The sequence below is a fragment of the Streptomyces sp. NPDC037273 genome (assembly GCF_055603625.1).
The window spans coordinates 178,188-191,657 of sequence record NZ_JBVJVO010000015.1; the positions used below are offsets into that span (position 1 = coordinate 178,188).

Consider the following 13,470-nt stretch of genomic DNA (forward strand, 5'->3'; position numbering starts at 1 on the left):
TCCCGTAAGGGGTCAGACGTCGAGCTGGTCCGCCACCGCGCGGAGCAGGCCGGCGATCTTCTTGCCCTGGGTCTTCTCGGGGTAGCGGCCGCGCTCAAGGGCCGGGGTGATGTTCTCCAGGAGCGTCGTCAGGTCCTGCACGATGGACGCCAGTTCGTCGGGCTTACGGCGCTGGGCCGCGGCGACCGACGGGGTCGGGTCGAGGATGGCGACGGAGAGCGCCTGGTCACCGCGCTGCCCGGCGACCACGCCGAACTCCACCCGCTGCCCCGGCTTCAGTGCGTCGACTCCGGCAGGGAGCACCGACGAGTGGACGAAGACGTCGCCGCCGTCGTCGCGGGAGAGAAAGCCGAAGCCCTTCTCGCTGTTGAACCATTTGACCTTGCCGGTAGGCACGTCTGTCCTCGTCCTCGTACTCGTCGCTGGGTATGGCAAACGGCGGGTCGCTGGACCCGCCGACGCCAAGGCTAGTGCTCCGGGGAGCGCTGACAAGACGTCGCCGGAGTGTTCGTCCGGCCTGGGAACTACCCTGGCGGGATGCGTAGTGAAACCCCCGACGTGCCGGTGAACGACAGTGCCCCCGGTGACGGCCTCGTCAAGGCCGGTGTGGTGCTGTTCGCGATCGGCGCGGTAGCGACGCTGGTCACGGTGGCTCCGCTGTTCCTCGGGACCGAGCCGTTCCCGACCGTCGCGTACACCGTGTCGATGCTGATGGGCGTCGGATTCGCGGTCGCCGCCGCCGGTGTGCTGCGGTCGATCGCGGCCCAGCGGCGGCAGGCCCGGCGGGCTTCGGCCACGGCGGCTCAGCCGAGGTAGGCCTGCCACCACGGGCGGAAGTCCGTCAGGTCCGTGAGGACCACGTCCGCGCCCGCCGCACGGAGCTCATCGGGGGCGCAGGGGCCGGTCGCCACGGCCACCGAGACCGCTCCTGCGGCCGCCGCGCCGCGGACGTCGCCGACGTGGTCGCCGACGTACACCCGGGCGCCGTGGGCGCGCAGGGCCTCCGCCTTGCCCTCGGCCCACAGGCCGCCGACGATCGCGTCGGGCTCGATGCCGAGGTGCTCGAAGTGCAGCTCGGCGTGCGGGCCGTTCTTCGCGGTGACGACGATCGTGCGCCCGCCGGCCTCCCGCACGGCCGCGATGGCGTCCCGGGCGCCGGGCATCGGGACGGTGGGCTCGATGGCGTACGCCGGGTACAGCGCCCGGTAGCGGGCCGTCATCTCCGTGACGAGCTCCGCCGGGAACCAGTGCGCGATCTCCTGTTCGAGGGGCGGCCCGAGGCGGCTGACGACGAGGTCCGCGTCGATCGGGACGCCCGTCTCGGCGGAGAAGGCGAGCCAGGCGGCCTTGATGCCGGGGCGGGTGTCGAGCAGGGTCAGGTCGAGGTCGAAGCCGACGGTGAGCGGCGTGCCGGGCGTCTCGGGGGTCTCGTGCGTCTCGGGCGTGGTCGTCATGGGCCCATTCTGGGGGACCTCAGGCCCGGGGCGTTCGCATATGTGTGCTGCTTACACTGAGCCAAGCCTTACCGAACCCGCACTCCGCCCGATGGGTCCCCATGCCAGCCGCTTTTCCCTCCAGACGGGTCCTCGCGACCTCGGCGGCTGTCGTCGCCCTGCTCGTCGCCGTCCTGCTCAGCCTCGCCGTGGGGGCCCGCGCCATCGCGCCCTCGGTCGTGTTCGACGCGCTGCTGCACGGCGGGACGAGCCCGGACGCCGAGGTCGTACGCCAGCTCCGCGTGCCCCGTACGCTCATCGGCCTCATGGTCGGGGCGGCCCTCGCGCTCGCCGGGACCGCACTCCAGGGCATCACCCGCAACCCGATCGCCGACCCGGGCATCCTCGGCATCAGCCAGGGCTCCTCGGTCGCCGTCGTGTGCGCGATCGCCTTCCTCGGCGTGCACGAGCTCAGCGGGTACGTGTGGTTCGCCTTCGCGGGCGCCGCGGTCGCCGCCGTCGCCGTCTACGCCATCGCGTCCGGCGGGCGCGGGGGCGCGACGCCCGTGAAGCTGGCCCTGGGCGGGGCCGCGATCAACGCGCTGCTGCTCTCCGTCACCACCGGCATCCTCACCACCAAGGCCTCGGCGCTCGACGAGTTCCGGTTCTGGCAGATCGGCTCGCTCGACGGCCGTGACGCCCAGATCGTCGGCCAGATCTGGCCCTTCCTGCTGCTCGGCGCCGTCCTCGTGCTCTCCGTCGCGCGCGGCCTCGACGCGCTCGCGCTCGGCGAGGACGTCGCCAAGGGCCTCGGCCAGCGGGTCGCCACCGTCCGGATCGTCGGCGGGCTCGGCGCGACCGTCCTCACCGGCGCGGCCGTCGCCGCGGCGGGCCCCGTCGCCTTCGTCGGCCTCGCCGTCCCCCACATCGCCCGCGCCGTCGTCGGCGCCGACCACCGCTGGGTGCTGCCGATGGCCGCGCTCATCGGCCCCGTGATGCTCCTCGCCGCCGACGTCGCCGGCCGGATCGTCTTCCCGCCCGGCGAGGTGCCGGCCGGCGTGATGACCGCGCTCATCGGCGTGCCGTTCCTGGTGACGCTGGTACGACGGAAGGCGGTGCCGGCATGACGGGCACGCGTGATCCCCGTACGGCCGGAGGCGGTGCCGGCGTGACGGGCACGGCTGATCCCCGTACGGCCGAAGGCGGTGCCGGCGGGACGGGCACGGTGACGAAGGCCGCGGTGCGGCCCGCCGGGTACGGGCTGGTGCGCGCAGGGCGCGGCTCGTTCCTGGTGCACCGGCGCTCGGCCGCCGTGGCCGGGGGGCTCCTTGTGCTCCTGGCGGTGGCGTCGGTGGCGTACCTGTGCGTCGGGGAGCGGTTCGTCGGCCCCTCGGAGGTCGTACGGATCCTGCTCGGGCAGCCGTCGCCGTCGGCGTTCGTGGTGGCGGAGCTGCGGGAGCCGCGGCTGGTGGTCGCGCTGGCCGTGGGCGCCGCGTTCGGCATCGCGGGCGCGCTGATCCAGACCGTGGCGCGCAACCCGCTCGCCAGCCCCGACATCATCGGCATCAGCCAGGGCGCGGGGGCGGTCACCGTCGCCGCGATGACCTTCGGCCTCACCTCGTACACCGTCCTGCCGTACCTGTCGATCGCCGGCGGCATCCTCGCCGCCGCGCTCGTGTACGCCTTCGCCTGGCGCGGCGGACTGCACGCGACCCGCTTCGTGCTCATCGGCATCGGCATCGCGATCGCCCTGCGCTCCCTGATCACCCTGTTCATGACCAAGGGCGACTACCTCGTCGCCCAGCAGGCCCAGATCTGGATGACCGGCTCCCTCAACGGGCGCGGCTGGGACGAGTCCGCGCCGATCCGCTGGACCCTGCTCGTCATGCTGCCCGCCGTCCTGTGGGCCGCCCGCGCCCAGCGGACGGTGTCCCTCGACGACGACACGGCGACGGCGCTCGGCGTGCGGCTCGGGGGCGTCCGGCTCGGGCTCGTGGCCGTCGGCGTCGTCCTCGCGTCGGTCGCGACGGGCGTCGCGGGACCGGTCGACTTCGTCGCCCTGCTCGCCCCGCAGATCGCCCGCCGCATGACCCGGACGGCGCAGATCCCGCTGCTGTCCTCCGCGCTCGCCGGCGCGGTCGTCGTCGTCACCGCCGACCTCCTCGGCCGGCGGCTCTTCTCCCCCGTCGAACTGCCCGTGGGCGTCCTCACCGCGGCCGTCGGCGCCCCGTATCTGATCTGGCTCATCGTCCGGAGCCGAGCTGCTGGAGGTAAGGCGTGAGCGCAGGCATGGACAGCAGGCTGACCGCGCGCGGGCTGACGCTCGCCTACGAGGACCGCACGGTCGTCGACTCCCTCGACCTCGCCGTCCCCGACGGCAAGGTGACGGTGATCGTCGGCCCGAACGCCTGCGGCAAGTCGACGACGCTGCGGGCCCTCGGCCGGCTCCTCAAGCCGGCCGGCGGCGCCGTCCTCCTCGACGGCGAGGAGCTCGCGAAGCTGCCGACGAAGCGGATCGCGCGCTCGATCGGGCTGCTGCCCCAGACGCCCGTCGCGCCGGAGGCGATCACCGTCGCCGACCTGGTGTCGCGGGGCCGCCAGCCCCACCAGGCCTGGTGGAAGCAGTGGTCGGAGGAGGACGAGCGGGCCGTCGTCGACGCCATGGCCCGCACCGACGTGGCCGCCCTCGCCGACCGGTCCGTGGACGAGCTCTCCGGCGGCCAGCGCCAGCGCGTGTGGATCGCCATGGCCCTCGCCCAGGAGACCGACCTCCTGCTCCTCGACGAGCCCACCACCTACCTCGACATCTCCCACCAGGTCGAGGTCCTCGACCTGGTCCGCCGCCTCAACCACCTCCGCGGCCGCACCGTCGTCCTCGTCCTCCACGACCTCAACCAGGCCGCCCGTTACGCCGACCACCTCGTCGCCATGAAGGCCGGCCGCGTCGTCGCCGAAGGCCCGCCGGAGTCCGTCGTCACCGCCGAGCTCGTACGGGACGTCTTCGGGCTCGAATCCGTCGTCGTCCCCGACCCGGTCACCGGCTCGCCCCTCGTGGTGCCGGGCGCGCCGTGGCGGGCGGGCGAGCCGGAGGCGGAGACCGCCTCCTAGGACCTGCGGGAGCGCCAGAGGAGGAAGAGGGCCGAGGCGACCGCGGCGCTCTTGAGGGCCCAGGGCCAGGTCTCGGTGATGGCCGCGCCCAGGGCCTCGCCGCCGGGCGCTATCGGGGCGCCCCAGCGTCCGCCGAGACGGCCCCACAGCCACACGGCGCCCGCCGTGGCGGCCAGGCCCGGGATCCAGAGGACCGCCGCCTTGGCCTCGGCGGGCGTGAGGCGGCGGGAGGCGTAGGCGAGGAGCCAGCCCGCGGCCAGCGCGAGCAGCGAGCCGAAGACCGCCCCGGCGATGAGGAGCAGCGCGGCGAGCAGGACGAAGGGGTTGCCGAGGCGTACGCGCGGGCGTGCGGGCGCCGTGCCGCCGCCCTCCGCGTCCGGCTCCCCCGTGTCCTGCGCGTCCGCTGGGGTCTTGCGGCGCCGCAGGAGGCGGGCGAGGCCCCGGCGCTCGGCCGGTGCGGGGGCTCCGGGCGCCGCCTCGTCGTCCTCGTCCTCGTCGGCCGGGGGCACGAAGAGGTCGGGGCGTTCGACGCCGCCTTCGAAGAGCGGGGGTTCCGCGTCGGGGTCCTCGGCGTCGAGGTCCTTCTGCCACCAGTCCCTGGCGGGGGCTTTGCCGCGCGCGGGGTTCGCGGTGCCCGGGCCCGTGCCGGGGGCTTTGGCACGCGTCGGGCTCACGGTGCCCGGGCCCGGGCCGGGGGCTTTGTCGCGCGCGGGGTTTGCCGCGCCCGCGCCCGTGCCGGGGGTTTTGCCGCGTGCGGGGTTCGCCGCGCCCGCGTCCGTGGCGCCGGCGGTACGCGCGCGTGGGGAGTCGGCGGTACGCGCGCGCGGGGTGGTGGCTTCGCCGTCGCGGGGGTTGGGGACGGGGTGGGGTTCCGGGGAGGGGGTGGCGCGGGTGACGACCTCGTCGGGGGTGCCGAGGGAGCCGAGGAGGGCGCGGACGGCGGCTGGGGACTCCTCGCCGTGGGTGGCGCGGCGGCGGTCGATCTCGTCGCGGAGGCCGGAGACGAGGCGGGCGCGGTCGCTCGCGGGGAGATGGTGCTGCTGGGCCAGATCGCCGACCCGGCTCAGATAGTCGTAGACCAGCTGGTCGCTCTCGATGCCCACGGTGCCCCCTCCACGGCCGGTTCGCCCGGTACGGGGCCGACGTTAGCGCCTGCGTGGCGGCCTCAGTCGTACGGATTGGGGCTAACGTGGGGCGGATGGGGATCGGCGAGCTGGACCGGGAGGCGCACGTGGCCGAGGTAACTGGCACCGGCGGCGCGCCGCGCACGCTCGCGGAGGCGCTGCGGGCGCGGGGCGACGACGGGCTCGCCGCGCTGCTGCGGGCGCGTCCGGACCTGCTGAGCCCGGTCCCGAACGATCTGACGCAGCTGGCGACGCGGGCCGGGACGCGCGGTTCGGTGGTGCGGGCCCTTGAGCGGCTCGACCGGTTCGCCCTCCAGACGGCCGAAGCGCTCGCGGTGGCGCCGGACCCGGCCCCGTACTCCGTGCTCCTGGGGCTGCTCACCGGCGACGAGGGCGATCCGGAGATCGAGGCGGCGCTGCCGGGCGCGGTGGCGCTGCTGCGCGAGCAGGCGCTGCTGTGGGGCGACGACGAACGGCTGCGGCTCGTGCGGACGGCGCGGGAACTGCTCGCGCCCTCGGCGCAGCATCCGTCGCCGACGGGGCTCGGGCCGACGGTCGCGGAGGCGACGGCCGGCATGTCGCCGGGCCGGGTGCAGGAGATCATCGAGGCCGCCGGGCTGCCGTCGACGCACGATCCGGTGTCGGCGGTGGCCCTGCTCACGGAGCTGTTCACCGACCGGGCGCGGATGGGCGCGCTGCTCGACACGGCGGCGCCCGAGGCGCTGGCCGTGCTCGACCGGCTGGTGTGGGGCCCGCCGTACGGCGAGGTGACGGCGAACCCGGCGCCGCCGGTGCGCTGGCTGCGCGACCGGGGCCTGCTGCTTCCCGTGTCGCCGCGGACGATGGTGCTGCCGCGCGAGGTCGCGCTGCACCTGCGGGGCGGACGGGCGCACCGGGCGCCGGAGCCGGTGGCGCCGGAACCGGCCGTGCTGCGCGAGTACCGCCCACAGGTTGTGGACAACGCCGCCGCCGGCCAGGCGCACGCCGCGCTCGCGACCGTCGAGGAGCTCCTGAAGTCCTGGGACCAGGGCGGCCCGCAGGTCCTGCGCGCGGGCGGTCTCGCCGTACGGGACCTCAAGCGGACCGCGGCGGCCCTCGACCTCTCCGAGGAGACGACCGCGTTCTGGCTGGAGCTCGCCTTCGGCGCGGGCCTGCTCGCCTCCGACGGCGAGGCCGACGAGCGGTACGCGCCCACGCCCGCCTACGACGACTGGCTCGACCTGCCGCCCGCCGAACGCTGGGCCCGGCTCGTCACCCCCTGGCTCGCCGCCACCCGCACGCCCGGCCTCGTCGGCGGCGCCGACGCCAAGGGCCGCACCCTGTCCGCCCTCGGCCCCGACCTCGACCGGGCCGCCGCCCCCGAGGTCCGCCACCGCGTCCTCGAACTCCTCGCGACCCTCCCCCCCGGCTCCTCCGCCGACCCCGAGACCCTCCTCGCCCGGCTGCGCTGGGAGCGCCCGCTGCGCGGCGCGGCGCCCTCGGGGGCCCCTCGGCCGGTGGGCGCGGCCGGCGGGGCGGCCGGGGCCGCCGGCGGGACCGGTGCTCACGGCACGCCCGGCGCGCCCGACGCCCCGGAGGCCGCTCCCCACCCCGGCACCGGACCCGGCAGCGGAACCGGCCCCCAGGCGCCCACCGATCTGCGGTCGCGGCTGGCGCGCTGGACGCTCGACGAGGCCGAGCTGCTCGGGCTCACCGGGCGCGGCGCGCTGTCGGGACCGGCGCGGGCGCTGCTCAACCTGCCGCTCGCGGAGGCGGCGACCCCCGGCGACCACGGCGGCGGGGTGGAGCTCGCGGTGGCCGCCGGGCGGGCGGCGACGCTGCTCGCGCCGCTGCTGCCCGAGGCCGTCGACCATGTGCTGCTCCAGGCGGATCTGACGGCCGTCGCGCCCGGGCCGCTGCGGCGGCCGCTCGCCGACGCGCTGGCGGTCCTCGCGGACGTGGAGTCGAAGGGTGGTGCGACGGTCTACCGGTTCACGCCCGGTTCCGTACGGCGGGCCCTCGACTCCGGGCAGACCGCCACCGACCTGCACTCCTTCCTCGCCGCGCACTCCCGCACGCCGGTGCCGCAGCCGCTCGCGTACCTCATCGACGACGTGGCGCGCCGGCACGGGCACCTGAAGGTCGGGGCCGCCTCGGCGTACCTGCGCTGTGACGACGACACCGTCCTCGGCGAGATCCTGGCCGACCGGCGCTCGGCCGCCCTGGGCCTGCGCCGCCTCGCGCCGACCGTCCTCGCGGCCCAGACGGACCCGGCCTCGCTGCTCGCCGGGCTGCGGTCGATGGGGTACGCCCCCGCCGCCGAGTCCGCCGAGGGCGACGTCCTCGTCACCCGCGCCGACGCCTACCGCACCCCCGCCCGCACGGCCCCCGTCCCCGTCCCCGACGGCCCGCCCGCGCCCGACGGCACGCTCCTCGGCGCGGCGGTCAAGGCCATCCGCGCGGGCGACCGGGCGGCGACGGCGGTACGCAAGGAGCCGGCGGTCGCCACCGCGGGCGGCACGCTCCCCCGCACCTCGGCCGCCGAGACCCTCGCCACCGTCCAGATGGCCGCCATGACCGGCTCCGCCGTCTGGATCGGCTACGTCAACGCCGACGGCGCCGCCAGCCAGCGCGTCATCGCCCCCGTCCGCGTCGAGGGCGGCTTCGTCACCGGCTACGACCACACCGCCGACGAGGTCCGCACCTACCCCCTGCACCGCATCACGGGCGTGGCGGAACTCGCGGACGACCAGGTCTGACCCCGCCGGGTCCGACCCCGCCGCGTCGGTCCGGCCCTTCTCAGGGCAGCAGCCCGAGCGCGTGGGCGAGCACGGGGCAGGCGAGGCCGACGGCGCACGCGAGGCCGGCGACGAACCGCCGGACCGGCCGCCGGTCCGGCGTGCGCGCGAGGAACCAGGTGGGGACGGCCACCAGGACCGGCAGCAGCAGACAGACGCCGATCACGGCCGGCCGCGCGGCCGGCAGCCCGAACCGGCTCCCCACGAGCAGCACGAGCAGGGGCCCGCCGAGGGCCCCGGTCAGCACCGCCGCCGACCAGTTCGGATCGTGCGCGGCCGGAACGGACCGCTCCCCGGCCCCGGGAGTCGGTGGCATGCCGCCATCCCACCGCCCCGGTCGGGGGCCGTCCATCCGTCCGCGTACTCATTCCGCTGAGTACCGGGTACTCAGCCCCATGCCGTCCCGTCCCGGCCCCGGATCAGGCAGACTGGAGGATTGGCCGACGTCGGAGCGGCCCGGGAAGGACCAGATCGCACGTGAATGGGCCACTCATCGTCCAGAGCGACAAGACGCTGCTCCTGGAGGTCGACCATGAGCTCGCCGAGGCGTGTCGGCGGGCGATCGCACCGTTCGCGGAACTGGAGCGGGCGCCGGAGCACATCCACACGTACCGGGTGACGCCGCTGGGCCTGTGGAACGCCCGCGCGGCCGGGCACGACGCCGAACAGGTCGTGGACGCCCTGGTGGAGTACTCGCGCTATCCGGTGCCGCACGCCCTGCTCGTGGACATCGCGGAGACGATGGCGCGGTACGGGCGGCTGACGCTGTCGAAGCACCCGACCCACGGCCTGGTGCTGACCAGCACGGACCGGCCGGTGCTCGAGGAGATCCTGCGGTCCAAGAAGGTGCAGCCGCTGGTCGGCGCGCGGATCGACGACGACACCGTGGTGGTGCACCCCTCGGAGCGCGGGCAGATCAAGCAGACGCTCCTGAAGCTGGGCTGGCCCGCCGAGGACCTGGCCGGGTACGTGGACGGCGAGGCGCACCGGATCGACCTGGCGGAGGACGGCTGGAGCCTGCGGCCGTACCAGAGGCAGGCCGTGGACGGCTTCTGGCACGGCGGCTCCGGCGTCGTCGTGCTGCCGTGTGGCGCGGGCAAGACGCTGGTCGGGGCCGGGGCGATGGCCGAGGCGAAGGCGACGACGCTGATCCTCGTCACCAACACCGTCTCCGCCCGCCAGTGGAAGCACGAGCTGGTGAAGCGGACGTCCCTGACCGAGGACGAGATCGGCGAGTACAGCGGTACGCGCAAGGAGATCCGGCCGGTCACGATCGCCACGTACCAGGTGCTCACGACGAAGCGGAAGGGCATCTACCCGCACCTGGAGCTCTTCGACTCCCGCGACTGGGGCCTGATCGTCTACGACGAGGTGCACCTGCTGCCCGCGCCCGTCTTCAAGTTCACCGCCGACCTCCAGGCGCGCCGGCGCCTCGGACTGACCGCCACGCTCGTCCGCGAGGACGGGCGGGAGTCGGACGTGTTCTCGCTGATCGGGCCGAAGAGGTTCGACGCGCCGTGGAAGGAGATCGAGGCGCAGGGCTACATCGCGCCCGCCGACTGCGTCGAGGTCCGGGTCAACCTCACCGACTCCGAGCGGCTGGCCTACGCGACGGCCGAGGCCGAGGAGAAGTACCGCTTCTGCGCGACGACCGCGACGAAGCGGAAGGTCACGGAAGCCCTGGTGAAGAAGTTCGAGGGCCAGCAGATCCTCGTCATCGGGCAGTACATCGACCAGCTCGACGAGCTCGGCGAGCACCTCGACGCGCCCGTCATCAAGGGCGAGACGTCGAACGCCCAGCGCGAGAAGCTCTTCGACGCCTTCCGCAACGGCGAGATCAACGTCCTCGTCGTGTCGAAGGTCGCCAACTTCTCGATCGACCTCCCGGAGGCGACGGTCGCCATCCAGGTCTCCGGCACCTTCGGCTCCCGCCAGGAGGAGGCCCAGCGCCTGGGTCGCGTGCTGCGGCCGAAGGCCGACGGCCACCAGGCGCACTTCTACTCCGTGGTCGCCCGGGACACCATCGACCAGGACTTCGCCGCGCACCGGCAGCGCTTCCTGGCCGAGCAGGGCTACGCCTACCGGATCATGGACGCGGACGAGCTGCTCGCGCCGTGAGGCGCGGGCCTGAGGTCTCTTTCGGGAGGCCTCAGGCCCGTATCCGGGAGATGTGCTCCGGGCGGGGGTTTCTGACGCCCGCCTGCTCGGGGCCGTGGTCGCCGAGGAGGGTCACCGCGGCCGCGGCGCTGCCGAAGGCGCGGAGGGCGCGGACGGCGGTGGCGAGGCGGTGGGGGCGGGGGACGGTGGTCACGAGGGTGAAGGTCGTCGCGGTCATGTCTCCATGATGGAATCCGGACATTCCGAACACATCGGCCTGGGGGTGGAAACCGGGTCCGACGTGAGGCGGATCCCGCCCCCTAGGGGCGAAAGTGGTTCGCCCCCTCGCGCGGGCGGAGTTACACTTGCCGGCTTCCCCGCCTCCCGTTCGTGGAGCGCCGCCGTCCGGTCGGAAACCGGCGGCCACTTTGTCGTGTCCGCGTATCCACCTGCTCGGAGGCTTCACCGTGTCCGTTTCCGCAACCGACCCGCTCGCGGACCCGCTCGCGCGGGAGCGCGCCCATCTGACCTCGTCCCGCGCCGCACTGCGCGCGATGCGCGAGGACGTGGAGGCGCTCGACATCAAGGACGTCACGGCGAACTGGGTGAACTCGCTGGTCCTCGGCCGGCAGATCGAGGACCGGATCAAGGCGCTCGCGGACCTCGCGGACACCCCGCTGTTCTTCGGCCGGCTCGACTACCTGCACACCACGCAGGAGGGCCAGCGGTTCTACATCGGGCGGCGGCACGTGCACGACGCCGACGGCGACCCGATGGTGATCGACTGGCGTGCGCCGGTCTCGCAGCCGTACTACCAGGCGTCGAAGAAGGACCCGCAGGACGTCGGGCTGCGGCGGCGCTTCGGGTACACGGGCGGCGACCTCACCGCGTACGAGGACGAGCACCTCTCCGACCCGGGCGAGCTGGAGCAGACGAGCAAGCTGCTCCAGGCGGAGATCGAGCGGCCCCGCGTGGGTCCGATGCGGGACATCGTCGCCACGATCCAGCCCGAGCAGGACGGGATCGTCCGCTCCGGTCTGTCGGGCACGGTCTGCGTGCAGGGAGGCCCCGGGACCGGCAAGACGGCCGTGGGCCTGCACCGTGTCGCGTACCTGCTGTACGCGCACCGGGACCGGCTGGCCCGCACCGGCACGCTGGTCATCGGCCCGAACCGCTCCTTCCTCCACTACATCGAGCAAGTCCTCCCCGCACTCGGCGAGTTGGAGGTGCAGCAGGCGACGGTGGACGACCTCGTGGCGCACGTCGAGGTGCGCGGTACGGACGAGGCGGCGACGGCGGTCGTCAAGGGTGACGCCCGGATGGCGGAGGTGCTGCGGCGGGCGGTCCGCTCGCACGTCTCGCTGCCGACGGAGCCCCTGATGGTGGTCCGCGGTTCGCGGCGCTGGCGGGTCCCGGCGTACGAACTGGAGGAGATGGTAAGGGAGTTGCTCGACCGCGACATCCGGTACGGCGCGGCCCGCGAGGCCCTGCCGCAGCGGATCGCGCACGCCGTCCTGGTGCGCATGGAGGAGGCCGGCGAGGCGCCCGACGACCGGGTGCAGAACGCGGTCGCGCGGAACGCGGCGGTGAAGGCCGTCGTGAAGGAGTGCTGGCCGCCCGTCGAGCCCGCGAAGCTGGTCCTGCGGCTGCTCGGCGACGCCGACTTCCTCGCCGAGCACGCCGAAGGCCTGCTCACCGAGGACGAGCAGAAGCTGCTGCTCTGGGCGAAGCCGGCGCGGAGCGTGAAGACCGCGAAGTGGTCGGCGGCGGACGCCGTCCTCATCGACGAGGCCACCGACCTGATCGAGCGGACGCACTCGCTCGGCCACGTGGTCCTCGACGAGGCGCAGGACCTGTCCCCGATGCAGTACCGGGCGGTGGGCCGCCGCTGCACCACCGGTTCGGCCACCATCCTCGGCGACCTCGCGCAGGGCACGACCCCCTGGGCGACGGAGAGTTGGGCACAGGCGCTCGGGCACCTGGGCAAGCCGGAGGCGGTCGTCGAGGAGCTCACCGCCGGCTTCCGCGTGCCGCGCGAGGTGATCGCGTACGCCTCCCGGCTCCTCCCCCACATGTCGCCGGGGCTCGCGGCGGTGGAGTCGGTGCGTGAGAACCCCGGCTCGCTGACCGTCCGCCCCGCTGAGGACCTCGACGCGGCCGTCGTCGCCGCCTGCGTGGAGTCGCTGGCCCACGAGGGCTCCATCGGCCTCATCGCCGCCGACGCCCGCGTCGCCCCCCTCGCCGAGGCCCTCGCCGCCGCCGGCCTCTCCCCCCTCTCGCCCGGCGAGGAGACCACCGCCGAATCCCGCCTCACGCTGGTCCCCGCCTCCCTCGCCAAGGGCCTCGAGTACGACTACGTGGTCCTCGACGAGCCCGCCGCCGTCGTCGACGGCGAACCCGACGAACGGACCGGCCTGCGCCGCCTGTACGTCGCCCTGACGCGTGCGGTGTCCGGCCTGACGGTCGTTCACTCGGCCCCGGTCCCGGCCCAGTTGGGCGCGTTGTGAGCCGGGTGGGAGCGCTGCACCACGTCGAGATCTGGGTGGGCGACCTGGACGGCGCCGAGGCCAGCTTCGGCTGGCTCCTCGGCGCCCTGGGGTACGAGCCGTTCCAGCGCTGGGACGGCGGACGCAGCTGGGCCCTCGGCTCCTGCTACCTCGTCGTCGAGCAGTCCCCCGCCCGCACCTCGGACGAGCACGACCGCCTCCGGCCCGGCCTCAACCACCTCGCCTTCCACGCCGGCGACCGGGCCGCCGTCGACGCCCTGACGGCCGAGGCCCCGGCGCACGGCTGGCGGCTCCTGTTCCCCGACCGCCATCCGCACGCGGGCGGCGAGGGCGTCTACGCGGCCTACCTGGAGAACGCCGACGGCTTCGAGGTGGAGCTGGTCGCGAGCCCTTAGGGGGTCCCGTCCGCGGGCGTCCGAAACTG

Annotated in this window: 13 protein-coding genes; 8 read left to right on the top strand and 5 right to left on the bottom strand. The window is 74.7% G+C overall.

All coding sequences use genetic code 11. The features are described 5' to 3' along the window. Window positions 1-12: 12 nt before the first annotated feature. On the bottom strand, window positions 13-396 hold the full coding sequence (locus ACZ7G1_RS31535; protein ID WP_033211384.1) for a cold-shock protein: 384 nt from the start codon (window positions 394-396) through the stop codon (window positions 13-15). A 141-nt stretch (window positions 397-537) separates the two neighbouring features. Between ACZ7G1_RS31535 and ACZ7G1_RS31540 the strand changes: the two genes are divergently transcribed. Further along, a complete protein-coding gene (locus tag ACZ7G1_RS31540) occupies window positions 538-816 on the top strand; it encodes a hypothetical protein (protein ID WP_470880533.1) in 279 nt (92 codons plus the stop codon). On the opposite strand, the gene ACZ7G1_RS31545 is transcribed toward ACZ7G1_RS31540, so the two are convergent. Then, on the bottom strand, window positions 804-1,454 hold the full coding sequence (locus tag ACZ7G1_RS31545; RefSeq protein WP_470880531.1) for an HAD family hydrolase: 651 nt from the start codon (window positions 1,452-1,454) through the stop codon (window positions 804-806). The two genes, ACZ7G1_RS31540 and ACZ7G1_RS31545, sit on opposite strands and share 13 nt — an antisense overlap. 101 nt (window positions 1,455-1,555) lie before the next feature. Here ACZ7G1_RS31545 and ACZ7G1_RS31550 point away from each other — a divergent pair, with 101 nt between their 5' ends. The 3 genes from ACZ7G1_RS31550 to ACZ7G1_RS31560 are packed head-to-tail and all read left to right on the top strand — an operon-like array spanning window position 1,556 to window position 4,541. Beyond that, window positions 1,556-2,560, top strand: coding sequence for a FecCD family ABC transporter permease (locus tag ACZ7G1_RS31550; RefSeq protein ID WP_470880529.1), 1,005 nt, complete (start codon window positions 1,556-1,558; stop codon window positions 2,558-2,560). Continuing rightward, window positions 2,557-3,714: a FecCD family ABC transporter permease gene (locus ACZ7G1_RS31555; RefSeq protein WP_470880527.1), complete on the top strand. Its 1,158-nt coding sequence runs from the start codon at window positions 2,557-2,559 to the stop codon at window positions 3,712-3,714. The genes ACZ7G1_RS31550 and ACZ7G1_RS31555 overlap by 4 nt, the downstream gene beginning before the upstream one ends. Window positions 3,715-3,722: 8 nt before the next feature. After that, window positions 3,723-4,541, top strand: a complete 819-nt coding sequence (locus tag ACZ7G1_RS31560; protein WP_470880622.1) for an ABC transporter ATP-binding protein — start codon at window positions 3,723-3,725, stop codon at window positions 4,539-4,541. Here ACZ7G1_RS31560 and ACZ7G1_RS31565 read toward each other — a convergent pair. After that, window positions 4,538-5,644: a hypothetical protein gene (locus ACZ7G1_RS31565; RefSeq protein WP_470880525.1), complete on the bottom strand. Its 1,107-nt coding sequence runs from the start codon at window positions 5,642-5,644 to the stop codon at window positions 4,538-4,540. The two genes, ACZ7G1_RS31560 and ACZ7G1_RS31565, sit on opposite strands and share 4 nt — an antisense overlap. Window positions 5,645-5,739: 95 nt before the next feature. Here ACZ7G1_RS31565 and ACZ7G1_RS31570 point away from each other — a divergent pair, with 95 nt between their 5' ends. Beyond that, complete coding sequence (locus ACZ7G1_RS31570) at window positions 5,740-8,403, top strand: helicase-associated domain-containing protein (RefSeq protein WP_470880524.1); 2,664 nt, start codon at window positions 5,740-5,742, stop codon at window positions 8,401-8,403. 40 nt (window positions 8,404-8,443) lie between these two features. On the opposite strand, the gene ACZ7G1_RS31575 is transcribed toward ACZ7G1_RS31570, so the two are convergent. Next, window positions 8,444-8,758: a hypothetical protein gene (locus ACZ7G1_RS31575; RefSeq protein WP_470880522.1), complete on the bottom strand. Its 315-nt coding sequence runs from the start codon at window positions 8,756-8,758 to the stop codon at window positions 8,444-8,446. A 161-nt stretch (window positions 8,759-8,919) separates the two neighbouring features. Here ACZ7G1_RS31575 and ACZ7G1_RS31580 point away from each other — a divergent pair, with 161 nt between their 5' ends. Next, entirely contained in the window at window positions 8,920-10,560 is a 1,641-nt protein-coding gene (locus tag ACZ7G1_RS31580) for a DNA repair helicase XPB (RefSeq protein ID WP_470880520.1), read from the top strand. A 31-nt stretch (window positions 10,561-10,591) separates the two neighbouring features. On the opposite strand, the gene ACZ7G1_RS31585 is transcribed toward ACZ7G1_RS31580, so the two are convergent. Then, window positions 10,592-10,777 carry a hypothetical protein gene (locus ACZ7G1_RS31585; RefSeq protein ID WP_470880519.1) on the bottom strand — a complete coding sequence of 62 codons (186 nt, stop codon included), beginning with the start codon at window positions 10,775-10,777 and terminating at the stop codon, window positions 10,592-10,594. Between the two features lie 229 nt (window positions 10,778-11,006). Here ACZ7G1_RS31585 and ACZ7G1_RS31590 point away from each other — a divergent pair, with 229 nt between their 5' ends. Continuing rightward, the gene (locus tag ACZ7G1_RS31590) at window positions 11,007-13,046 is read left to right on the top strand and encodes a HelD family protein (protein WP_470880517.1); all 2,040 of its coding nucleotides are present in this window, start codon (window positions 11,007-11,009) and stop codon (window positions 13,044-13,046) included. Further along, window positions 13,043-13,441: a VOC family protein gene (locus ACZ7G1_RS31595; RefSeq protein WP_471204319.1), complete on the top strand. Its 399-nt coding sequence runs from the start codon at window positions 13,043-13,045 to the stop codon at window positions 13,439-13,441. Before ACZ7G1_RS31590 ends, ACZ7G1_RS31595 begins: the two co-directional genes overlap by 4 nt. The last annotated feature ends 29 nt before the right edge of the window (window positions 13,442-13,470 follow it).